Origin of the sequence: Paraburkholderia sp. BR14320 (assembly GCF_040948665.1) — a bacterium.
Classification (GTDB): Bacteria; Pseudomonadota; Gammaproteobacteria; order Burkholderiales; family Burkholderiaceae; genus Paraburkholderia; species Paraburkholderia youngii.
Window position 1 is genome coordinate 1 of record NZ_JBFPKG010000030.1, and the last position, 23154, is coordinate 23154.

A 23154-nucleotide genomic window follows, 5' to 3' on the forward strand; every position below is an offset into this window, starting at 1 on the left:
CACCGACGAGCAGGCGAGTGCCGTCGAAGCGATCCGCGACGCCGGCGGCTTCGCGCCGTTCCTGCTGCACGGCGTGACGGGCAGCGGCAAGACGGAGGTGTACCTGCGCGCGCTTGCCGCGATTCTGGCCGCCAAGCCTGATGCGCAAGCGCTCGTGCTAGTGCCGGAGATCAACCTGACGCCGCAGTTCGAGGCGGCGTTCCGCGGCCGCTTCGCCGCGCTCGACGCCAGCGCGATCGTCACGCTGCATAGCGGCCTCGCCGAAGGCGAGCGCGCCCGCAACTGGTTTGCCGCGCACACCGGCCGAGCGCGCATCGTGCTCGGCACGCGGCTCGCGGTGCTCGCGTCGCTGCCGCGGCTGGCGATCATCGTCGTCGACGAAGAGCACGATCCCGCCTACAAACAGCAGGAGGGCTTGCGCTATTCGGCGCGCGATCTCGCAATCTATCGGGCGAAGCAGCTCGGCGTGCCGGTCGTGCTCGGCTCGGCGACGCCGTCGCTCGAGAGCTGGTGGCAGGCCGATCAGGGCCGCTACAAGCGGCTCACGCTGTCGCGCCGGGCCGTCGCCGACGCCGCGCTGCCGGCCGTGCGCCTGATCGATCTCGAAGACGAGCGCCGCCGCGGGCGGGCGTCGATCGAAGGCTTGTCGGGTCCATTGATCGCCGCGATGAAGGCGCGGCTCGAACGCGGCGAACAGAGCCTCGTGTTCCTGAACCGTCGCGGCTACGCGCCACAACTCGCCTGCGACGCGTGCGGCTGGGTGGCCGGTTGTCCGCGCTGCAGCGCCTACGTCGTGCTGCACAAGCCCGAGCGCGCGCTGCGCTGCCATCACTGCGGCTGGGAGTCTCGTATCCCGCGTTCGTGCCCGGAGTGCGGCAACGTCGATATCGCACCGCTCGGGCGCGGCACGCAGCGCGTCGAGGAAACGCTCGCGAGCGCGGTTCCGGGCGCCCGCGTGCTGCGTATCGATGCCGACAGCACGCGCCGCAAGGGCAGCGCGCAGGCGTTATTCTCGGACGTGCACGCGGGCGAGGTCGATATTCTGGTCGGTACCCAGATGATCGCGAAAGGACACGATTTCCAGCGCGTGTCGCTGGTAGGCGTGCTGAATGCCGATACCGCGCTGTTTTCGCATGATTTCCGCGCGAGCGAGCGCCTGTTCGCGCAGCTGATGCAGGTGAGCGGCCGCGCGGGCCGCGCCGGCCTGCCGGGCGAAGTGCTGGTGCAGACGCGCTATCCGCGTCACGCGCTGTATCACGCGCTTGGCCGTCACGACTACGTCGGCTTCGCCAACTCGACGCTCGCGGAGCGACGTGACGCGCACCTGCCGCCGTTCGTCTACCAGGCGCTGCTGCGCGCCGAAGGCCGCACGCTCGAAGCGGCGCTCGCGTTTCTGCAGCAGGCCGCCGCCGAGCTTGCGCAGATTCCGGCCGCCGAGCGCGTCACCGTCTACGACGCTGTGCCGCTCACGATCGTCAAGGTGATGCATGTGCATCGCGCGCAACTGCTGATCGAAAGCGCGTCGCGCGCTGCGCTGCAGGCCACGTTGCGCGCGTGGCAGCCCCTGTTGCGCGCACTCAAGGGCGTGTTGCGCTGGAATCTCGAAGTCGATCCGATCGACATCTGACGCCACGGCCCAGGTTACGCCGGCCTTACTTCTTTGAGTCATATCCATAGAGCGAATGATCGTTTCGCTTTGTGATAGCGCTCGCCTATATTCGCCAAATCGGCGCATTTTGCGGCTAAACAACAACTACTTCGCGCCGATACCACTCAACTTTCTCGGGGCATCTGCAATGAGCGACACCCATCATCCCGCACCGGCGGGCGCCGCACCGGGTCATCGGCAAGGTACACAAGATGCGCAAACCGCACGAGGCAGCGGCTTTTCGCTGACCGAAGATTGGCTCGCTGCTGGCGTTGGCCTCCTCGTGATCGTGATTGCGTGGGCGCTGTTCGCGTCGGGCAGCAGCATCAAGTGGCTCGCCGTCGCGCCGGCCAAATGGTCGAGCGTCTCACAGGCTGCGCAGGACATTGGCAAACATTTACCTAACTACCTCGCGCTGTTCGCGACCTTCGCGGTGCTGTTCGGCGCGAGCGTCGCTCTGCTCAGGCAGCGCGTCGGCGCTTTTCTCGCGGCGTTCGTCGTCGTATTCGTCGCTTCCGCGCTGATCCTGACGCTCGGCGCGTGGGTCGACGCGTCGAAGTACAACCTCGAACCGCCGCTGGTTGCGCTCGCGCTCGGGCTGCTCGTGTCGAACCTGTTCACGCTGCCGCAGTGGCTCGGGGCGGGGTTGCGCGTCGAGTTTTACATCAAGGTCGGGATCGTGCTGCTCGGCGCGACGCTGCCGTTCACGCTGCTCGTGTGGGCCGGGCCGGTTGCGGTCGTACAGGCGAGCATCGTGTCGTTGGTGACGTTCTTCGTGATCTTCCTCGTTGCGCGGGCGTTCGGGCTCGATCGGCGCTTTGCCGCCGTGCTCGGTGTCGGCGGCGCAGTGTGCGGCGTGTCGGCAGCTATCGCGATTGCCGGCGCGGTACGGGCGAAGCGCGAGCAGGCGTCGGTCGCGATCACGCTGGTCGTGCTGTGGGCAGTCGTGATGATCTTCGTGCTTCCGTTCGTGTCGCGCTCGCTCGGACTGTCGACGGCCGTCGCCGGCGCCTGGATCGGCACGTCCGAATTCGCCGACGCCGCTGGCATCGCCGCCGCCCAAGCCTATGGCGATTTCGCGCGACACGCGGGAGGCGCGATCGCCGGCGCGCCGGAAGCGTCGTTGCAGGCGTTCACGCTGATGAAGGTGGTCGGCCGCGACATCTGGATCGGCATCTGGGCGTTCGTGCTCGCCATCGTCGCGACAACGCGTTGGGAAGCGCAGGACAGCGGCGTCACCGCGCGCGCGAATGCCGGTGAGATCTGGGCGCGTTTCCCGAAGTTCGTGATCGGTTTCGTGATCGCGTCGGCATTGGTCACGTGGATCGCGAGCCATTATTCGCTCGCCGATTACCGCAAGGTCGTCACGCCGGAGTTCGTCGCGCCGATCACGGTGCTGCGCACGTGGGCGTTCACCTTCTGCTTCCTGAGCATCGGTCTGACGACGCGCTTCCGCTCGCTGGCCGCGACCGGTCTTAAGCCGTTCCTCGCGTTCACGGCGGGTGTGGTGGTCAATATCGCGATCGGCTATGCGCTGTCCGCGCACGTGTTCGCGTCGTACTGGAACAGCCTCGGATAACGCCCGTGAAGATTTCAATGGCTCGTGGAGTCGGCGCAAACCCATGCGCGGGCGCCGTAGAGCGCCGCGGCGCGGCGGACGTGCCATGCTGTGCCGGATGCCGGCATCGCGTGAGCGACCGGGATGCGCTCGAGCAGCGTATTCCCGGGCTTGTCGCGTTGAGTTCGGGGTTCGGCGCGAGCGTTGCCGATAGCAGGCTGTGTCGTCTGCACGACCAGCTGGTTTCACCCGGCGACGTCTGTGCGCAGTTCGAGTCGGTTGCGCCGTCACTGGGGCCGCGCTGACCCAACGGCGATCTTCAGGCGCAAAGGCCGCGCGCCAATCCGATCGCAAATTCCCACATCCGCGCGCTCCCGGCTTTATGAGCCGTCGCGCGGGCCCCTGCTCTCAGTCGTTCAGCGCGTTTCGCGTGTCGCCCGTCGATCCACGCGAGGCCGCGCTTGCCTGTTTGCGCTCCTCTTCGCGCTGATTCGAGCTTCTGGTCGCGCCTCGAATGAAAAATACCGCACAGGCCGCGCACATCACCCAGATGCCCAGTATTACCAGCCACTTTTCCATCACACCAACCCTCGGGAACCCCGTTTATCTTTTCTGCGCGCCCTGAAACCGACGTTTCGGGCCGTCCATCGTCGTGCTTCTGTATATCGGCGCGCGAAGTCGTTTGATAAGGCTTATTTCAAAAAGAATCACGCCAGGGAAAGTACCGATCGAAAACACCCCGCTCCGGCTCTCGCGCAACTCCCGGAAACCCCCGCCGCATAAGGCTCGCGACGTGGTGCAACCAAGCTGTCGAATTGGTTGCACCTTTTTATTTGTAGGCGTACGATTCGCCCAACTTTTAGTCTTTCGCCAGGCTCACGCCCGGTACCAAAGAAGGAAACATGGCTAGCACCACCCTTGGCGTCAAGGTCGACGACCTCCTGCGTTCCCGGCTCAAAGATGCCGCCACCCGACTCGAGCGCACCCCGCACTGGTTGATCAAGCAGGCGATTTTCGCCTACCTCGAAAAGATCGAGCACGGTCAGTTGCCGGCCGAACTGTCGGGCGCAACCGGCACGGCCGATCTCGCCGACGGCGCGGCGGTCGAGAACGAGGAAGATGGCGCGTCGCATCCGTTCCTCGATTTCGCGCAGAACGTGCAGCCGCAGTCGGTGCTGCGCGCGGCGATCACCGCCGCGTATCGCCGCCCGGAACCCGAGTGCGTGCCGTTCCTGCTCGGCCAGGCGCGTCTGCCGGCCAACCTAGCGGGCGACGTGCAGGCGATGGCCGGCAAGCTTGTCGAAACGCTGCGCACGAAGAGCAAGGGCGGCGGCGTCGAGGGGCTGATTCACGAATTTTCGCTGTCAAGCCAGGAAGGCGTCGCGCTGATGTGCCTCGCCGAGGCGCTGCTGCGCATTCCCGACCGGGCGACCCGCGACGCGCTGATCCGCGACAAGATCAGCAAGGGTGACTGGAAATCGCATGTCGGCCAGGCGCCGTCGCTGTTCGTCAACGCGGCGACCTGGGGTTTGATGATCACCGGCAAGCTGGTGACGACCAATAGCGAGACGAGCCTGTCGTCGGCGCTGACGCGGCTGATCGGCAAGGGCGGCGAGCCGCTGATCCGCAAGGGCGTCGACATGGCGATGCGCCTGATGGGCGAGCAGTTCGTCACCGGCGAGAACATTTCCGAAGCGCTCGCGAACAGCCGCAAGTACGAGGCGCGCGGTTTCCGCTATTCGTACGACATGCTCGGCGAAGCGGCCACCACCGAGGCCGACGCGCAGCGCTACTACGCGTCGTACGAGCAGGCGATCCACGCGATCGGCAAGGCCGCCGGCGGCCGCGGCATCTACGAAGGCCCCGGCATCTCGATCAAGCTGTCGGCGCTGCATCCGCGCTACTCGCGCGCGCAACAGGAACGCACGATGAGCGAGTTGCTGCCGCGCGTGCGTTCGCTCGCGATCCTCGCTCGCCGCTACGACATCGGCCTCAATATCGACGCCGAAGAAGCCGACCGCCTCGAACTGTCGCTCGATCTGCTCGAAGCGCTGTGCTTCGATCCGGAGCTGCAAGGCTGGAACGGCATCGGCTTCGTCGTGCAGGCGTATCAGAAGCGCTGCCCGTTCGTGATCGACTACATCGTCGATCTGGCTCGCCGCAGCCGTCACCGCATCATGGTGCGGCTCGTGAAGGGTGCATACTGGGATACGGAAATCAAGCGCGCGCAGGTCGATGGCCTCGAAGGCTATCCGGTCTATACGCGCAAGGTCTATACCGACGTGTCGTACCTCGCCTGCGCGAAAAAACTGCTCGGCGCGCCCGATGCTGTCTATCCGCAGTTCGCGACGCACAACGCGCACACGCTGTCGGCGATCTATCACCTCGCCGGCAACAACTACTACCCCGGCCAGTACGAGTTCCAGTGCCTGCACGGCATGGGCGAACCGCTGTACGAAGAAGTCACCGGCCGCGACAAGCTGAACCGCCCGTGCCGCGTGTACGCGCCGGTCGGCACGCATGAGACGCTGCTCGCGTACCTCGTGCGCCGGCTGCTCGAGAACGGCGCGAATACCTCGTTCGTGAATCGGATCGCCGACGAATCCGTCGCGATCAAGGACCTGGTCGCCGATCCGGTCGAGGAAGCGTCGAAGATCGTGCCGCTCGGCGCGCCGCACGCGCGCATTCCGTTGCCGCGCAATCTGTACGGCGCCGAGCGGCTCAATTCGATGGGCCTGGATCTGTCGAACGAGCATCGGCTCGCGTCGCTGTCATCGGCGCTGCTCGCGAGCGCGCATCATCCATGGCGCGCCGCGCCGATGCTCGAAGACAACCAGATCGCCGTCGGTGCTGGGCGTGACGTGCGCAACCCGGCCGACCATCGTGATCTCGTCGGCACCGTCGTCGAAGCGACGCCGGAGCACGTGAGCGCAGCGCTCGGCCATGCGGTGGCCGCCGCGCCGATCTGGCAGGCGACGCCGGTCGAGGCGCGCGCCGATTGCCTCGCGCGTGCCGCCGATCTGCTCGAAGCGCAGATGCACACGCTGATGGGCCTCGTGGTGCGCGAAGCGGGCAAATCGCTCGCCAACGCGGTCGCGGAAATCCGCGAGGCGATCGACTTCCTGCGCTACTACTCGACGCAGATCCGCGACGAGTTTTCGAACGACACACATCGGCCGCTCGGTCCGGTGGTCTGTATCAGCCCGTGGAATTTCCCGCTGGCGATTTTCATGGGCCAGGTGGCCGCCGCGCTCGCGGCCGGCAACACGGTGCTCGCGAAGCCAGCCGAGCAGACGCCGCTGATCGCCGCTCAAGCGGTGCGGATTCTGCGCGAAGCGGGCGTGCCGGCGGGCGCGGTGCAGCTGCTGCCGGGCAATGGCGAGACGGTCGGCGCCGCGCTGGTCGCCGATCCGCGCACGCGGGCGGTGATGTTCACCGGTTCGACCGAAGTCGCGCGTCTGATCAACAAGACGCTGTCCGGCCGGCTCGATCCGGATGGCAAACCGATCCCCCTGATCGCCGAAACCGGCGGCCAGAACGCGATGATCGTCGACTCGTCGGCGCTCGCCGAGCAGGTCGTCGCCGACGTGCTGCAATCGTCTTTCGACTCCGCTGGTCAACGGTGTTCGGCGTTGCGCGTTCTATGTCTGCAGGACGATGTTGCGGACCGCACGCTCGAAATGCTGACCGGCGCGATGCGCGAACTCGCGCTCGGCAACCCGGACCGGCTGTCGACCGACGTCGGCCCGGTGATCGACCTCGACGCCAAGCGCGGCATCGACGCCCACATCGCGGCGATGCGCGACAAAGGCCGCAAGGTCGAGCAACTGCCGCTGCCGGAAGGCGCGACGCAAGGCACGTTCGTGCCGCCGACGCTGATCGAACTCGACAGCATCGACGAGCTGAAGCGCGAAGTGTTCGGCCCGGTGCTGCACGTAGTGCGCTATCGCCGTAGCCAGCTCGACAAGCTGCTCGAACAGATTCGCGCGACCGGTTACGGTTTGACGCTCGGCATTCACACGCGCATCGACGAAACGATCGCGCACGTGATCAGCCGCGCACACGTGGGCAACATCTACGTGAACCGCAACGTGATCGGCGCGGTGGTCGGGGTGCAGCCGTTCGGCGGCGAAGGGCTGTCGGGTACGGGGCCGAAGGCCGGCGGCGCGCTGTATCTGCAGCGCCTGCTCGCGACCCGTCCGGCTGGTTTGCCGAAGTCGCTCGCGCAGGCGCTGGTGGTCGAAGTGCCGCAGGCGGCGCAGGCAGCAGAAAAGGGCGACAATCCGGCGGCCGCGTTGACCGCATTCCGCGATTGGCTGATCGACGAGCGCGAGCCGCAGCTTGCCGCGCGTTGTGACGGCTATCTGTCGCATGTGCCAGCGGGCGCAACCGCGGTACTGTCTGGGCCGACCGGCGAGCGCAATACCTACACGCTGGGCCCGCGCGGCACGGTGCTGTGCATCGCATCGACGGCGAGCGGCGCACGCGTGCAGTTCGCGGCGGTGCTGGCTACGGGAAATCGTGCGTTGTTCGAAGGCGCGGCGGGGGAACAATTGGTCTCGCAATTGCCGGCGTCGCTGAAGGCGCATGCGAGCGTGAAGAAGAGCGCCGACGCGCCATTCGACGCCGTGCTGTTCGAAGGCGACAGCGACGAGCTGCTCACGCTCGTGAAAGAGGTCGCGAAGCGCGCGGGGCCGATCGTGTCGGTGCAGGGCGTCGCGGCCCGGGCGCTCGCGAGCGGCGACGAGGACTACGCGCTCGAGCGTCTGCTGACCGAGCGCTCGGTCAGCGTGAATACCGCGGCGGCAGGCGGTAATGCGAATTTGATGACGATCGGTTGAGCGAACCTCGGCGATTTCTTCAATAGAAAGGAAGCGGGCACGGCGACCCCGACACCGCTTCATCCACACCTGGTATCAAGGAGAAGCTATGCAACACAAAATGAAACAGCTGGCAGGCGCAGCTCTGGTTGCCGCTATGTCGCTGGCGGGGACGGCCAACGCTCAATCGACGGAAGACGTGAAGGTCGGCTTCGCCGGTCCGATGACGGGCGCACAGGCGCACTACGGCAAGGACTTCCAGAACGGCATCACGCTCGCGGTCGAAGAGTTCAACGCGACCAAGCCGGTGATCGGCGGCAAGCCGGTTCGCATCGTGCTCGACTCGGCCGACGACCAGGCCGACCCGCGTACCGGCACGACGGTCGCGCAGAAGCTCGTGGATGACGGCATCAAGGGCATGCTCGGCCACTTCAACTCGGGCACGACGATTCCGGCCTCGCGCATCTACGCGAACGCGGGCATTCCGCAGATCGCGATGGCGACCGCGCCGGAATACACGCAGCAGGGCTTCAAGACCACCTTCCGCATGATGACGTCCGACACGCAGCAAGGCTCGGTCGCTGGCACGTTCGCGGTGAAGAACCTCGGCATGAAGAAGATCGCGATCGTCGACGATCGCACCGCTTACGGCCAGGGTCTTGCGGATCAGTTCGAAAAGGCAGCGAAGGCGGCCGGCGCGACGATCGTCGATCGTGAATACACGAACGACAAGGCCGTCGACTTCAAGTCGATCCTGACCAAGCTGAAGTCGTCGAACCCGGATCTGATCTATTACGGCGGCGCGGATTCGCAAGCAGCACCGATGGTCAAGCAGATGAAGCAGCTCGGCGTGAAGGCGCCGCTGATGGGCGGAGAAATGGTCCACACGCCGACCTTCATCAAGCTCGCCGGCGACGCGGCGAACGGCACGGTGGCTTCGCTCGCCGGTCTGCCTCTCGAAGAAATGCCGGGCGGCAAGGCGTACGTCGAAAAGTACAAGGCGCGCTTCAACGAAGACGTGCAAACGTACTCGCCGTACGCGTTCGATGGCGCGATGGCGATGTTCACCGCGATGAAGAGCGCGAACTCGACCGATCCGGCCAAGTACCTGCCGGTGCTCGCGAAGACGTCGAAGCCGGCCGTCACGACGGCCAACCTCGCGTACGACGAGCGCGGCGATCTGAAGAACGGCGGTATTACGCTGTACAAGGTCGTCGACGGCAAGTGGACGACGCTGCAAAGCGTGGGCGGCAAGTAAGTTTCCTGCTAAACCACGTAAGCCACAAAAAACCCCGCTTGTGCGGGGTTTTTTGATTGACGGCGGCGCAATTTCACTCCCCCCGCATCTTCCTCCCCTGCTCACGAATCATTTCGAGCGTCGCCGCGGGCGTGCTCGCCTCCTGCGGCATCCGGATCTCGATCACGGCCGGCAGCTGCGATTCGATCGCGCGCTGCAACGCCGGCAGAAAATCCCCGGTACGTTCAACGGTCTCGCCATGCGCACCGAACGAACGGGCGAATGCCGCGAAGTCCGGATTCGTGAGACCGGTGCCATGCACGCGATGCGGATAGTGCCGCTCCTGATGCATGCGGATCGTGCCGAAATGGCTGTTGTTGACGACGATGAACAGCACGCGCAGGTCATACTGCATCGCGGTTGCCAGCTCCTGCGCGGCCATCATGAAGCAGCCGTCGCCGGCGAGCGCGACCACCGCGCGTTGCGGATACAGCGACTTTGCCGCGAGCGCCGCCGGCACGCCGTAGCCCATCGCGCCGCTCGTCGGTGCGAGCTGCGAACGGAAGTGTCGATATGAGAAATGCCGATGCAGCCACGTCGCGTAATTGCCCGCGCCGTTGGTAACGATCGCGTCCTCGGGCAAATGCGCGCGCAACTGCTGGATCACTTCACCCATCTGCACGTCGCCGGGAACCGGACGCGGCTTGCGCCATTCCAGATACGCGCGATGCGCTTCCTCAGCGGCACCCGCCCAGGCGAGCTTGCCGGACGACGACGGTTCCAGCTCTGCGAGCATCGCCGCGAGTTCAGGCATGCCGGAGACGATCGGCAGATCGGCCGCATAGACGCGCCCCAGTTCTTCCGCGCCCTGATGCACATGCACCAGCGTCTGTTTCGTCTTCGGGATATCGAGCAGCGTGTAGCCGTTGGTCGTCGCTTCGCCGAGGCGCGGACCGAGCGTGAGCAGCAGGTCCGCATCGCGAATGCGCTGAGCGAGCGCGGGATTGATGCCGAGACCGACGTCGCCCGCATAGTTCGGATGCTCGTTGTCGAAGGTGTCCTGGAAGCGGAACGCGAGGCCGATCGGCAGCTGCCAGTTTTCGATGAATCGCCGCAGGTCCGCGCATGCGGTCGCTGTCCAGCCGCTGCCGCCGGCGATCACCATTGGACGTTGCGCGCCTTCGAGCAACTCGCGCAGCTTCGTGATCTGCGCTGCCGATGGCGACGCCGCCACGCGTTGATAAGCGGGCGCGCCAGGCACCGCGTCGCAGGCATCGCTCAGCACGTCTTCGGGCAATGCCAGCACTACAGGCCCCGGCCGCCCCGAGGTGGCCGTATGAAACGCATGGCTCAGATATTCGGGGATGCGCTTCGGGTCGTCGATCTGCGCGACCCACTTCGCCATCTGACCGAACATGCGCCGGTAGTCGATCTCCTGGAACGCCTCGCGATCGAGATGTTCGCGCGCGCACTGGCCGATCAGCAGGATCATCGGCGTGGAGTCCTGAAACGCGGTGTGCACGCCGATCGACGCATGCGTCGCGCCCGGTCCGCGCGTGACCAGCGCGACACCCGGGCGGCCGGTCAGCTTGCCGACCGCTTCGGCCATGTTCGCGGCCGCGGCTTCGTGACGGCAGACGATCGTCTGGATGCGCCCGGTTTCGTCATGCAGCGAATCGAGCACGGCGAGAAAGCTTTCCCCGGGAACGCAGAAAACACGTTCGACGCCGTGCGTGAGCAACGCATCGACGACGAGGCGCGCGCCGGTCGTGCGTGCGGTATGGGAAGCGGAATGGGCAGCGGGAGCATTCGGCAGCGACATTGCGAAGAAGCCTCCTGGCAGTGCGTGAGTGCGTTGGAGTGGAGCCGCATCGGCGGAACCTGCAACAGCGGCCGATGGGCGATTCGACAGCTTACGCCGAGCCCGTGGGCGTTGTCATGGCGCAGCGCAACTGTTCGACGGCGTAGGCGCAACGCGGTTGCCCAAATGAAAAACGCGGGCCACAGGGCCCGCGCTTTTCCGATTCCATCGCATGCAATTGGATGCCGCGCTCAACGCCTCAGCACTCGACGATATTCACCGCGAGGCCGCCGCGCGACGTTTCCTTGTACTTGGTCTTCATGTCCGCGCCGGTTTCGCGCATCGTCTTGATCACCGAATCGAGCGACACGTAGTGGCTGCCGTCGCCGCGCAACGCCATGCGCGCGGCATTGACCGCCTTCACCGATGCCATCGCATTGCGCTCGATGCACGGAATCTGCACCATGCCGCCAACCGGATCGCAAGTGAGCCCGAGGTTGTGCTCCATGCCGATTTCCGCGGCGTTCTCGACCTGCTTCGGCGTGCCGCCCATCACGGCGGCCAGCGCGCCCGCGGCCATCGAGCACGCGACGCCGACTTCCCCCTGGCAGCCGACCTCCGCGCCGGAAATCGACGCGTTCAGCTTGTACAGGATGCCGATCGCGGCGGCCGTCATCAGGAAGTCGATCACGCCCTGCTCGTTCGCGCCCGGCATGAAGCGCGTGTAGTAATGCAGCACCGCCGGAATGATGCCGGCCGCACCATTGGTCGGTGCGGTGACGACGCGCCCGCCCGCGGCGTTCTCTTCGTTGACGGCGATCGCGTACAGGTTGATCCAGTCGACCATCGACAGCGGATCCTGCAGTGCGCGCTCAGGGTTGCCCGTCAACGCGCGATACAGCTGCGGCGCGCGCCGCTTCACCTGGAAGGGGCCGGGCAAGTGACCATCGGCGTCGGGATTGTTGATGCCGCACCCGCGTGCGACGCATGATTGCATCACGTCCCAGATCTTCAGCAGACCCGCGCGCGTTTCTTCCTCGCTGTTCCAGACTCGTTCGTTTTCCCACATCAGCTGCGCGATGCTCTTGCCGCTCGACGCGCACAGCGCGAGCAACTCATTGGCGGTACGAAACGAGTGCGGAAGCTGATCGACGGCGCTCAGCACCTTCGTGTTCGGCGCGCCAGCCGTCACGACGAAGCCGCCGCCGACCGACAGATAGGTCGACTCGCGCAGCGTCGCGCCTTGCGCATCGAACGCGAACAGCTTCAGGCCGTTTGGATGCTCGGGCAATGCCTGGCGATAGAACGCGATCTGCTCTTTCTGCACGAAAGGCACCTCGTGCGTGCCGAGCAGCGCGAGTTTGCGCGACGTGCGCACCGCTTCCAGCCGTTGCGCGATCGTGTCGGGATTCACGGTGTCGGGCGCATCGCCCATCAGACCTAGCATCACGCCGCGATCGGTGCCGTGCCCCTTGCCGGTCGCGCCGAGCGAGCCGTACAGCTCCGCTTTCACCGCTGCGGTGGAATCGAGCAGCCCGTCGCGCTCGAGCCCCTGGACGAACATCAGCGCCGCGCGCATCGGCCCGACCGTATGCGAGCTCGACGGACCAATGCCGATTTTGAAGAGATCGAAGACGCTGACTGCCATGTACTGCTCCCTGCCTATAGATAAGAGTTTAGCGCGCCGCCAGCGGCAGGCACACGGCGAGCCACGCGGGCGGCGTCGGTGCGAGCTGCAGCGCGACTGGCGTAAAGCGTCCATCGAGACGCGCCGCCAGGTGAAACAGTTCCGCCGCGTTCTTCGGATCCCACCGACCCGAATAACCGGGCAAGCCGGCCTCGCGACGTTTTGCATCGAACGCGACGTTCGAATGCACGAATTCCTCATGCGTCTGGGCGCCCATCGCAAAGGGCACGAGCCAGTTCAGCGCGGCGAGCAGCGTCGCGCCGTTCGCGCCCTTTTCTTGCAGCCAGTTGCGGTTGTGGCGGCGCGCGGCGAGCGCGGCCGTCACCAGCGGTTGCAGATCGTAGGTGACGTAGTGCAGTGCATCACGCTCGCCGAAGTCGATCGTCGAGCCGTCCGGCGCGATGTTGTCGCCGATATGCTCGACGAACAGCCGCTGCGCCGCGTTGATCATCTTGCGATTGTCGAGCGTGAACGCAGCCATCGCGATCAGCTTGATGCGGTGGCTTTGCCAATTGTTGCGGAACGTGCCGGTGAGCGGCCGCGGCTGCGCGTCGATCTGCGCGATATAGCCGTTGGCGAACTTCGTCAGAAACGCCATCGCCGCGTTGCGCGTTTTGACGGGCAGCGCACTCGCGGTCATGTCATACGCGAGGATCAGCCCTTCGAAACCCGTTTCGTCGATCGGATTGAAGCTCGGCTGATAGGTCGTGACCCATACATACAGCAGACGATCGACGAGCTTCAGGAAGCGGTCGTCGCTGGTCGCGCGCCACGCGAGCGCGGCGTCGCGCAGCAGGTCGAGATCCTTCTGCGCTTCGACGCTCTGATCGTAGATGCCCTCGTGCGGCAGCGTGCCTTCGGTGTGCAGTTTCGCGAGCGCATGCGGCTGCTCGTTCAGATGCGCCTGCACGTTGGCGACGAGCGCCTTGACGCCGGGATCGGCATTGGTGCGCTCGCTCGTTTGCAGCGCCGGCGCCGCGCAAAAATTCATCGCGGCTTGCGCTTCGCGCAGCGGCAACAGCACGGCCGCACCGGCCAGCAGCACAGCGTAAGCCGGTCGCCACGGACGGACACCCGCCGCCTCGTCCCGGCTTTGCATCAATCGCACCTTTCGCGCCATGCGAAACTCCTCGTTAGGCTGATTCGGTGTGTGATGTTAGCCGGTTGCGGCTTTCAACAACAGGATCGCGCGCGCACGCTGATGGACCTTCGCAGCGCCGCGCGTGACGTGCGGCCGACTCGCTCTTACTCGTAATCGGCGATCGGCACGCACGAGCAGAACAGGTTGCGATCGCCGTACACGTTGTCCGCGCGACCGACCGGCGGCCAGTACTTGTTCGCGATCAGCGTCTTCAGCGGATACGCAGCGGTCTCGCGCGCATACGCATGCTTCCAGTCGTCGGCGATCACGACCGCCGCGGTGTGCGGCGCGTGCTTCAGCGGATTGTCCTCGCGGTCCGAGCGGCCTTCCTCGACCGCGCGGATTTCCTCGCGGATCGCGATCATCGCCTCGATGAAGCGATCGAGCTCTTCTTTCGACTCCGATTCGGTCGGCTCCACCATCAGCGTGCCCGGCACCGGGAAGCTCATCGTCGGCGCGTGGAAGCCGTAGTCGGCGAGGCGCTTGGCGACGTCGTCGACGGTGATGCCGCTCGTGTCCTTGATCGGACGCAGATCGAGAATGCACTCGTGCGCGACGAGGCCGCCGGGGCCCGAATACAGCACCGGATAGTGCGGCGCGAGCTTGTTCGCGACGTAGTTCGCGTTGAGGATCGCGGTTTCGGTCGCGGCGCTCAGGTTCTTCGCGCCCATCATCGCGATGTACATCCACGAGATCGGCAGGATCGACGCAGAGCCGTACGGCGCGGCGGACACCGCGCCGATGCCGTTTTCCGCGCGCTGGTAGCCCGAGGAGGTCTGGTTCGGCAGGAACTGCGCGAGGTGCGCGCCGACCGCGACCGGACCGACGCCCGGTCCGCCGCCGCCGTGCGGAATGCAGAAGGTCTTGTGCAGGTTCAGGTGCGAGACGTCGCCGCCGAACTGGCCCGGCGCGCACAGGCCGACCATCGCGTTCATGTTCGCGCCGTCCACGTACACCTGGCCGCCGTGCGCATGCACGATCTCACAGATTTCGCGGACGTTCTGTTCGAACACCCCGTGCGTCGACGGGTACGTGATCATGATCGCCGCGAGCTTATCGGCGTGCTGCGCGGCCTTCTTCTTCAGGTCTTCGATATCGACGTTGCCCTGCGCGTCGCATGCGACGACCACGACCTGCATGCCGGCCATCTGCGCCGACGCCGGGTTCGTGCCGTGCGCCGACGCGGGAATCAGACAGACGTTGCGATGCGCTTCGCCGCGCGACGCGTGATATGCGTGGATGATCAACAGACCCGCGTACTCGCCCTGTGAGCCCGCGTTCGGTTGCAGCGACACGGCCGCATAGCCTGTCGCGGCGACCAGCATCTCTTCGAGCTGATCGATCATCTCGCGGTAGCCGACGGTCTGTTCGGCCGGTGCGAACGGATGAATCTGGCCGAACTCGGGCCAGGTGACCGGCAGCATTTCCGACGTCGCGTTCAGCTTCATCGTGCACGAGCCGAGCGGGATCATCGAGCGATCGAGCGCGAGGTCCTTGTCCGACAGGCTGCGCAGGTAGCGCAGCATTTCCGTTTCCGAGTGATGACGGTTGAACACGTGATGCGTGAGGTACGCGCTCGTACGTTCGAGCGCGGCCGGCACCGACGCGGTCTTCGATGCGCTCAGCGCGGCGTCGAGCGCGTCGACTTGCGGCACGTCGCTCTTGAAGGCCGCTTGCGCGAACACCGCGAGCAGGTCGGCCAGATCCTGGCGCGTGGTGGTTTCGTCGATCGACAGGCCGACTTGCGTCGCGCTCACGTGGCGCAGGTTGATGCGTCTCGCCGTGGCCGCGTCGTGCAGCGCTTGCGTGCGTGCGCCGGTGTCGAACGTGAGCGTGTCGAAGAAAGTTTCGTTGACGAGCTTGTAGCCGAGTTGCTTCGCGCCTTCGGCGAGCAGCGTGGCGATGCGGTTCACGCGCAGCGCGATCGTCTTCAGGCCGCGCGGCCCGTGATAGACCGCGTACATGCTCGCCATGATCGCGAGGAGCGCCTGTGCGGTACACACGTTCGAGGTCGCCTTCTCGCGGCGGATGTGCTGCTCGCGCGTTTGCAGCGCGAGCCGCAGCGCCGGGTTGCCTTGCGCGTCGACGGTCACGCCGACCAGCCGTCCCGGCATCTGCCGCTTGAATTCATCGCGCACGGCGAGGTATGCGGCATGCGGGCCGCCGAAACCGACCGGCACGCCGAAACGCTGCGTATTGCCGACGGCCACGTCCGCGCCCCATTCGCCCGGCGGCGTCAGCACCGTCAGCGCGAGCAGGTCGGCGGCGACGACCACATGGCCACCCGCCGCGTGGATCGCTTCGGTCAGTGCGCGGTAGTCGCGCACGTCGCCGTTCACGCCCGGGTATTGCAGCAGCACGCCGAAGGCGTTGGCGTTGGCGGCTTCGGCGGCCGGGCCGACCTTCACTTCGATGCCGACCGGCGTCGCGCGCGTCTTCACGACTTCGATGGTTTGCGGCAATACGTCGTCGGCGACGAAGAATACGTTCGACTTCGGTTTGCCGACACGCTGCAGCAGCGTCATCGCTTCGGCGGCGGCGGTCGCTTCGTCGAGCAGCGATGCGTTCGAGATCGCGAGGCCGGTCAGGTCGGTGACCATCTGCTGGAAGTTCAGCAGCGCTTCCAGACGGCCTTGGGAAATTTCAGGCTGATACGGCGTGTACGCGGTGTACCACGCCGGATTTTCCAGCACGTTGCGCAGGATCACCGTCGGCGTATGGGCGTTGTAATAGCCCTGGCCGATGTAGGAGCGGAACACCTGGTTCTTGTCCGCGAGTTCGCGCAAGGCCGCGAGCGCTTCGGCTTCGCTCTTCGGTTGCGCGAAGGGGCCGAGCGGCAGCGCTTCGGTGCGGCGGATCGTCTTCGGGATGACGGCGTCGATCAATGCCGCGCGCGACGCGAAGCCGATTGCTTCGAGCATCGCTTGCTGGTCGGCCGTATCCGGGCCGATATGCCGTTCGGCGAAGGCGTCGTGCACTTCGAGCGCGGCGAGCGAGAGAGGAGTGCGGTTCATCAGACGATCCGGGTGTTCGAGCTTCATGGGTGTTCCTGGCGGCGTGGCGCGCGCCGTGGTGCGAGCGCCGCGCCTGACGGTTAAAACGAAAACTGAATCAGGCAGTGAGTCAGGTCGTAACTCAGGCGCCGATCGACTTCGCGTACGCGTCGGCGTCGAGCAGACGCTCGAGCGACGCGTCGGCGGCCGGCTTGATCTTGAACAGCCAGCTGTCGTACGGCGTGCTGTTGACGGTGTCCGGCGAGTCGCCGACGGTCGTGTTCGCTTCGATGACTTCGCCCGAAACCGGCGCGTAGATATCGGAAGCGGCCTTCACCGATTCGATCACGGCGACGGTGTCGCCCGCGGTCACGGACTTGCCGAGTTGCTGGACTTCGAAGAAGACGATGTCGCCGAGCGCTTCCTGCGCGTGGTCGGTGATGCCGACCGTCAGCGTGCCGTCCGCTTCGGTGCGGACCCATTCGTGCGATTCGGTGTATTTCAGATCGGCCGGGATGCTCATTGGATGCTCCTGAACGGTATGTTCGGTAGTGGTTTGAATGTAGGGGCGTGCGCCGGCCGCTTAAACCGCCAGCACCTTGCCGTTGCGCACGAACGGCAGTTTTACCACGCTTGCGGGGCAGGCTTTGTCGCGAATCTGGACATGCACAGTGTCGCCCGGCTGCACGCCTTTCGGCACGCGCGCGAAGGCGATCGATTCCTGCATGGTGGGCGAGAACGTGCCGCTGGTGATTTCGCCGTCGCCGTGCGGCGTGATGACCTTCTGATGCGCGCGCAGCACACCGGCGGCCTTGCCGTTTTCCTTCAGCAGGATCAGGCCGACGAACGCGGCGCGCGAGCCGCCGGCTTCGAGGCTGCTTTTGCCGATGAAGTCGCGCGGCGAGGTGAGGTCCACGGTCCATGCGAGACCGGCGTCGAGCGGCGAGACATTGTCGTCCATGTCCTGGCCGTAAAGATTCATGCCGGCTTCGAGGCGCAGCGTGTCGCGTGCGCCGAGACCGGCCGGGCGCACGCCTTGGGCGGCGAGCGCATTCCACAGCGCTTCGACATGCTTAGCGGGCACGATGATCTCGAAGCCGTCTTCGCCGGTGTAGCCGGTGCGCGCGACGGTCAGCTCGCCGAACGGCGTGCCGTCGACGCGCGCGGCGTTGAACGGCTTCAGCGCTTCGGTCGCGGCGCGCGCGGCCGGCACGGTTTGCCAGGCTTTTTCGCGCGCGTTCGGGCCTTGCACGGCGACGATCGCCAGATCGCGGCGCGGCGTGATGGTGAGGCCGAAACCACCTTCGGCGTTGAGCTGGCCGAACCAGGCGATGTCTTTGTCGGCGGTGCCGGCGTTGACGACCACGCGGAAGTGGTCTTCGCCGAAGTAATAGACGATCAGGTCGTCGATCACGCCGCCGTTCGGATTCAGCATGCAGGAGTAGAGCGCGCGACCCGGGGTTTGCAGCTTCGCGACGTTGTTCGCGAGCGCGTATTCGAAGAACGCGCGGACGCGCTCGCCGGTGAAATCGACCACGCACATGTGGGACACGTCGAACATGCCGGCGTCGGTGCGCACCGCGCGATGTTCCTCGATCTGCGAGCCGTAGTTGACGGGCATGTCCCAGCCGCCGAAGTCGACCATGCGGGCATTGAGCGCACGGTGAGCGGCGTGGAGCGGGGTGTGTTTGAGTTCGGTCATGGGGCCTCGGGCGTCTCGCGGAACAAAAAAGGCCATGCGGCGCACTGCCTCGCGGCCGTGTGCCTGCGAGCGTGGTTCTGCATGACCCCTCTGTCCTCGATACCTGAGAGATTGCGCCGCCGCGACGGGCTCAATGAGCTCGATTCGTCGCGGTGAAACGCGCGCCCCTTCGGTGGGCAGCCTGCCTGCGGTGCACGACGTGCGACGCGGATGGCTACTGCCGCTCTCCAGAGTGCGAAAAAGCCGCCGGAAGACGGGTTTTTCGACGCGGTCGGTCCTTTTGCCTGAGAGTTTGCGGGTGTGCCCCTTCGGCGGCGCGGCCTGCGATTTTTCGCTTGCCAGCACGCTCTCCCGACGCGTGCGGCGAATGTACGCGACGGGCCGGGGCTTGTCAAATAAAGGGCCGGGAGCGCAGTGAGGGCGACTGCGACTGTTTCGGGGTGTCAAAAAGAAAAGCGCGGAGCGTATGCCCGCGCTTTTGAGTTGCTCGTCCCGGCGCTATCCGTCACCGCACCATGAGTGGTAGTGGGTGCTCACCCGCTGCTCGCTTGCCAACTCGGTTTGCCGGCTTGCTCGCCGACTCACTCGCCGATCGCGTGAGCCGCATTGTCCAGCTCCTGGTTCAGCACGCGCTGTTCTTCCGCGGACAAACCGCCGCCATGCTGCGTGGCCATGTCGTGTGCTTCCTGGCGGATCGTCTCGAGGCGGTGATGCAGCGCGGCGCCTTGCGGCGGCGGGTAATAGCCCTGATTCACGCGAGTGTCGATACGGCGCGCGAGATTGTCGATGCGGCCCTCGACCTGATGCAGGCGCTGGTCCGCGATCTGCTGCGGAGTGGGGCTCGGGCGCGGGGCCGGCGGCGGCGTTACCACGCAGGCGGCGACGGAGCCGAGCAGCGCGCATGCAACAAGGGCACGGATGATTCGAGACATGGATTCTCCCGGAGTCGTTGTCGTATCGATTACTACCTCGCTAGCAACGGATGACGAGGAACGCCCGCTGACTCGGCAGCGGGCGAATTTGTAACGTTATGTTCCTTTCTGGAACGTCAGGAAAGCCCCGCGCCGACGGCCTACGCGGCGCGAAAGGTCATCCCGTTTTCGGTACACAGACCGCGCGAGCACGGTGCGACGCACAGCGATGCAAGGCTCAGCGAATGCGCTCGAACGGCAGCCGCACGCCCTGCTCGGAGCTGCGCGCGGCCAGTTCGATGATCGTCATGACGTCGACCGCGTCGCGCGTGCTGACCGGGAATGCGACGCCGTTCTGGATCGCGTCGGCCAACGCAATGTAGAAGCCTGCGTACTCGCCGTTGCGGGTCGGCAATTCGCGCTCGACTTCCTGGTCGCCTTCGAGCACGTGCAGCACGCCTGGCGTGTTGCCGGCGCCGAAGCCTGCGTCGCCGGGGCGCAGGCCGGCTTTCAGCTGATCTTCCTGGGTGTCGAGGCCGTGCTTCACATAGCTGCCGCGCGTGCCATGGATCGCAAAGCGCGGTCCCGGCAATGCGGTCAACGCGCTTGCATGCAGCACGACCTCGAACTCCCCATAGCCGAGCTGGATGTGCACGTAGTCGGGGGCGCTTGCGTCGTCGCGATGCGTGCGCACCGTCGCCGAGACGGTCTGCGGTGCGCCGAAGAGGGCGAGCGCCTGGTCGATCAGATGCGGACCGAGATCGAACAGCAGACCGCCGCCGCGCGTCGCGTCCTCGCGCCAGCGCTGACGCACGCCCGGCCGGAAGCGGTCGAAATGCGATTCGTAGTGCGTGACGCGACCGAGCTCCACGCGCGCGAGCAGATCGCGCACGGTCAGAAAATCGCCGTCCCAGCGGCGGTTGTGAAAGGGTGCGAACAGCTTGCTGCGGGCGAGCGCGATATTCGCGAGAGTGTGGGCGTCGGCGGCGCTCAGCGTGACAGGCTTGTCGACGACCACGTGCTTGCCGGCTTCGAGCGTGCGGCGCGCGAGGTCGAAGTGGGTGTCGTTGGGCGTCGCGATCACGACGCAGTCGATGTCGTCGAGCGCGAGCAGCGCGTCGAGATCGGCGACGATCTTCGCGTGCGGATAGTCGGCGTGCGCGCGCTCGGATTGCCCGGTCGCAATCGCGGCGACGCTCGCGCGTCCGCAATGTTCGATCACCGGTGCGTGAAACGTCGCGCCGGCGAAGCCGTAGCCCATCAATCCAACCTTCAGCGATGCGGACATGCGATTCTTCCTGGAGGAACGGCGCGCCGCCTTGCCACCGCGGCGGCGGCGCGCAATCTCATCATTGTGGCATTTGCGGGCTGGACCGGGGGCTGAGCATCACCCCATTGCGGGGGTCCATCGCGGTTGTCCATGTTAACATCGCACCTCTCGCGCGCATCGAGCCGCGCAGCATGCCCCGGGCCTTCGGCCGGCGCTGCCCGCCAGTCCGACCTCAGCGGCCCTCAACCGTTTTACCCATCCACAAACGATGTCCGCAGGCCTGAACCCCGCTCAAAGTGAAGCGGTCCGTTATCTCGACGGTCCCTGTCTCGTGCTCGCCGGCGCCGGCAGCGGCAAGACACGCGTGATCACGCAGAAAATCGCGCACCTGATCGAAGCGAAGGGCTTCGAGCCACGCCACATCGCCGCCGTCACGTTCACGAACAAGGCCGCGGCGGAAATGCGCGAGCGCGTCGGCAAGCTGCTCGAGGGCAAGACGCTGACCGCCCCGGGCAAGGAAGGCCGCAAGGTGCCCGTGAACCAGCTGACGGTGTGTACCTTCCACTCGCTCGGCGTGCAGATTTTGCGGCAGGAGGCGGAACACGTCGGCCTGAAGCCGCAGTTCTCGATCATGGATTCCGACGACTGCTTCGGCATGATCCAGGAACAGGTCGGCTCGACGGACAAGGGCTTCATCCGCAAAATCCAGTCGATCATCTCGCTGTGGAAGAACGGCCTGATCATGCCCGAGCAGGCGATCGCGACCGCATCGACCGAGGACGAGCACCAGGCGGCGATCGTCTATCGCAACTACGTGGCGACGCTGCATGCGTATCAGGCGGTCGATTTCGACGATCTGATCCGCCTGCCCGCCGAACTGTTCGCGAGCAACGAGCAGGTGCGCGACCGCTGGCAGAACAAGCTGCGCTATCTGCTGATCGACGAGTATCAGGACACCAATGCGTGCCAGTACGAACTGGTGAAGCTGCTGGCCGGCAAGCGCGCGGCGTTCACGGCGGTCGGCGACGACGACCAGGCGATCTACGGCTGGCGCGGCGCGACCCTCGAAAACCTCGGCCAGCTCGGCAAGGATTTTCCGAATCTGCACCTGATCAAGCTCGAGCAGAATTACCGCTCGACGGTGCGCATCCTGACCGCCGCGAACAACGTGATCGCGAACAACCCGAAGCTGTTCGAGAAGAAGCTGTGGTCCGAGCACGGCATGGGCGACACGATCACGGTGACGGGCTGCAACGACGAGGAGCACGAGGCCGAGTCGGTCGTGTTTCGGCTGTCCGCGCACAAATTCGAGCGGCGCGCGAATTTCCGTGACTACGCGATCCTGTATCGCGGCAACTTCCAGGCGCGCATCTTCGAGCAGGTGCTGCGCCGTGAACGGATTCCGTACGTGCTGTCGGGTGGCCAGTCGTTCTTCGACAAGGCCGAGATCAAGGACATCTGCGCGTACCTGCGTCTGATCGCCAATGCGAACGACGACCCCGCGTTCATCCGCGCGATCACGACACCGCGTCGCGGCGTCGGCAATACGACGCTGGAGGCGCTCGGCGCGTTCGCGGGCCAGGCGAAGGTGTCGCTGTTCGAGGCGGTCTACATGGGCGGCATCGAGGCGCGGCTGTCGCCGCGTCAGATCGAGCCGATGCGCGCGTTCTGCGACTTCATGCAGCGCCTGACCGACCGCGCGGAGAAGGACGCGGCAGGCACGCTGCTCGACGAGCTGATGGAAGCGATCCACTACGAAGCGTATCTGTACGACGCGTTCGATGAACGCCAGGCGCAGGCGAAGTGGCAGAACGTGCTCGAGTTCATCGAGTGGCTGAAGCGCAAGGGCACGAAGGAGGAGCCGGCGGCCGGCAGCGAGGCGACCGGCTACGACACCGCCGACGGCCTCGGCGACACCGGCAAGAACCTGCTCGGCCTGATCCAGACGGTCGCGCTGATGTCGATGCTCGAAGGCCGCGAGGAAGATCCGGATGCGGTGCGGCTGTCGACCGTGCATGCGTCGAAGGGGCTCGAGTATCCGCACGTATTTCTGGTCGGCGTCGAGGAAGGCATCATGCCGCATCGCGGCGGCGCGGACGACGAGCCGATCGACGACGCGCGCATCGAGGAGGAGCGCCGGCTGATGTACGTCGCGATCACGCGCGCGCAGCGCAGCCTGCATCTGAACTGGTGCAAGAAGCGTAAGCGGGCGCGGGAGACCATCGTCTGCGAGCCGTCGCGCTTCATCAACGAAATGCTGCTCGACGATGCGCCGCCGCCGACTCCGGAAGAAGCGCCGATGTCGCCGAAGGACCGGCTCGCGAGTTTGAAGGCGCTGTTGCAGAAGGCGTGAGCGGGCGGGGCTTCAAGTGGCCGCCCGGTGCGG

General features: G+C 65.7%; 13 protein-coding genes and 2 riboswitches. Of the genes, 5 read left to right on the forward strand and 8 right to left on the reverse strand.

What is annotated here, in order from left to right; all coding sequences use genetic code 11:
• The 4 genes from AB3X89_RS24685 to AB3X89_RS24700 all read left to right on the forward strand — a co-directional run.
• A partial coding sequence (locus tag AB3X89_RS24685) for a primosomal protein N' (protein WP_368585615.1) occupies positions 1 to 1627 on the forward strand: 1627 nt, incomplete at its 5' end.
• A gap of 169 nt (positions 1628 to 1796) precedes the next feature.
• The gene (locus tag AB3X89_RS24690; protein WP_368585616.1) at positions 1797 to 3227 is read left to right on the forward strand and encodes a YeiH family protein; all 1431 of its coding nucleotides are present in this window, start codon (positions 1797 to 1799) and stop codon (positions 3225 to 3227) included.
• Positions 3228 to 4108: 881 nt separating this feature from the next.
• Complete coding sequence (gene putA, locus AB3X89_RS24695; RefSeq protein WP_368585617.1) at positions 4109 to 8047, forward strand: trifunctional transcriptional regulator/proline dehydrogenase/L-glutamate gamma-semialdehyde dehydrogenase; 3939 nt, start codon at positions 4109 to 4111, stop codon at positions 8045 to 8047.
• A gap of 88 nt (positions 8048 to 8135) precedes the next feature.
• The gene (locus AB3X89_RS24700) at positions 8136 to 9284 is read left to right on the forward strand and encodes a branched-chain amino acid ABC transporter substrate-binding protein (RefSeq protein WP_368585618.1); all 1149 of its coding nucleotides are present in this window, start codon (positions 8136 to 8138) and stop codon (positions 9282 to 9284) included.
• 73 nt (positions 9285 to 9357) lie between these two features.
• Here AB3X89_RS24700 and AB3X89_RS24705 read toward each other — a convergent pair whose 3' ends face one another.
• From AB3X89_RS24705 to AB3X89_RS24740, 8 genes are all read right to left on the reverse strand, one after another.
• On the reverse strand, positions 9358 to 11085 hold the full coding sequence (locus AB3X89_RS24705; RefSeq protein ID WP_368585619.1) for a thiamine pyrophosphate-binding protein: 1728 nt from the start codon (positions 11083 to 11085) through the stop codon (positions 9358 to 9360).
• 238 nt (positions 11086 to 11323) lie between these two features.
• Positions 11324 to 12712 (reverse strand): L-serine ammonia-lyase, encoded by a 1389-nt coding sequence (locus AB3X89_RS24710; protein ID WP_368585620.1) that lies wholly within the window; start codon positions 12710 to 12712, stop codon positions 11324 to 11326.
• A 28-nt stretch (positions 12713 to 12740) separates the two neighbouring features.
• Positions 12741 to 13871 carry an alginate lyase family protein gene (locus tag AB3X89_RS24715; protein ID WP_368585621.1) on the reverse strand — a complete coding sequence of 377 codons (1131 nt, stop codon included), beginning with the start codon at positions 13869 to 13871 and terminating at the stop codon, positions 12741 to 12743.
• A gap of 125 nt (positions 13872 to 13996) precedes the next feature.
• Complete coding sequence (gene gcvP / locus AB3X89_RS24720) at positions 13997 to 16933, reverse strand: aminomethyl-transferring glycine dehydrogenase (protein WP_368585622.1); 2937 nt, start codon at positions 16931 to 16933, stop codon at positions 13997 to 13999.
• 94 nt (positions 16934 to 17027) lie between these two features.
• Positions 17028 to 17408, reverse strand: a complete 381-nt coding sequence (gcvH, locus tag AB3X89_RS24725; protein WP_368585623.1) for a glycine cleavage system protein GcvH — start codon at positions 17406 to 17408, stop codon at positions 17028 to 17030.
• Positions 17409 to 17468: 60 nt separating this feature from the next.
• Positions 17469 to 18587: a glycine cleavage system aminomethyltransferase GcvT gene (gene gcvT, locus AB3X89_RS24730; protein ID WP_368585624.1), complete on the reverse strand. Its 1119-nt coding sequence runs from the start codon at positions 18585 to 18587 to the stop codon at positions 17469 to 17471.
• An 80-nt stretch (positions 18588 to 18667) separates the two neighbouring features.
• Positions 18668 to 18828, reverse strand: a riboswitch (glycine riboswitch).
• 20 nt (positions 18829 to 18848) lie between these two features.
• A riboswitch (glycine riboswitch) is annotated at positions 18849 to 18951 on the reverse strand.
• Positions 18952 to 19168: 217 nt separating this feature from the next.
• Positions 19169 to 19519, reverse strand: a complete 351-nt coding sequence (locus tag AB3X89_RS24735; RefSeq protein ID WP_368585625.1) for a hypothetical protein — start codon at positions 19517 to 19519, stop codon at positions 19169 to 19171.
• Positions 19520 to 19736: 217 nt separating this feature from the next.
• Positions 19737 to 20786, reverse strand: coding sequence for an oxidoreductase (locus tag AB3X89_RS24740; protein ID WP_368585626.1), 1050 nt, complete (start codon positions 20784 to 20786; stop codon positions 19737 to 19739).
• A gap of 250 nt (positions 20787 to 21036) precedes the next feature.
• Between AB3X89_RS24740 and AB3X89_RS24745 the strand changes: the two genes are divergently transcribed.
• Positions 21037 to 23121 carry a UvrD-helicase domain-containing protein gene (locus tag AB3X89_RS24745; protein WP_176109948.1) on the forward strand — a complete coding sequence of 695 codons (2085 nt, stop codon included), beginning with the start codon at positions 21037 to 21039 and terminating at the stop codon, positions 23119 to 23121.
• The last annotated feature ends 33 nt before the right edge of the window (positions 23122 to 23154 follow it).

Coding starts and splice junctions, on each gene's coding strand:
- putA (WP_368585617.1), top strand. CDS start 4,109: ATGGCTAGCACCACCCTTGGCGTCAAGGTCGACGACCTCCTGCGTTCC.
- gcvT (WP_368585624.1), bottom strand. CDS start 18,587: ATGACCGAACTCAAACACACCCCGCTCCACGCCGCTCACCGTGCGCTC.
- AB3X89_RS24745 (WP_176109948.1), top strand. CDS start 21,037: ATGTCCGCAGGCCTGAACCCCGCTCAAAGTGAAGCGGTCCGTTATCTC.
- gcvP (WP_368585622.1), bottom strand. CDS start 16,933: ATGAAGCTCGAACACCCGGATCGTCTGATGAACCGCACTCCTCTCTCG.
- AB3X89_RS24700 (WP_368585618.1), top strand. CDS start 8,136: ATGCAACACAAAATGAAACAGCTGGCAGGCGCAGCTCTGGTTGCCGCT.
- AB3X89_RS24690 (WP_368585616.1), top strand. CDS start 1,797: ATGAGCGACACCCATCATCCCGCACCGGCGGGCGCCGCACCGGGTCAT.
- AB3X89_RS24705 (WP_368585619.1), bottom strand. CDS start 11,085: ATGTCGCTGCCGAATGCTCCCGCTGCCCATTCCGCTTCCCATACCGCA.
- AB3X89_RS24710 (WP_368585620.1), bottom strand. CDS start 12,712: ATGGCAGTCAGCGTCTTCGATCTCTTCAAAATCGGCATTGGTCCGTCG.
- gcvH (WP_368585623.1), bottom strand. CDS start 17,408: ATGAGCATCCCGGCCGATCTGAAATACACCGAATCGCACGAATGGGTC.
- AB3X89_RS24735 (WP_368585625.1), bottom strand. CDS start 19,519: ATGTCTCGAATCATCCGTGCCCTTGTTGCATGCGCGCTGCTCGGCTCC.
- AB3X89_RS24740 (WP_368585626.1), bottom strand. CDS start 20,786: ATGTCCGCATCGCTGAAGGTTGGATTGATGGGCTACGGCTTCGCCGGC.
- AB3X89_RS24715 (WP_368585621.1), bottom strand. CDS start 13,871: ATGGCGCGAAAGGTGCGATTGATGCAAAGCCGGGACGAGGCGGCGGGT.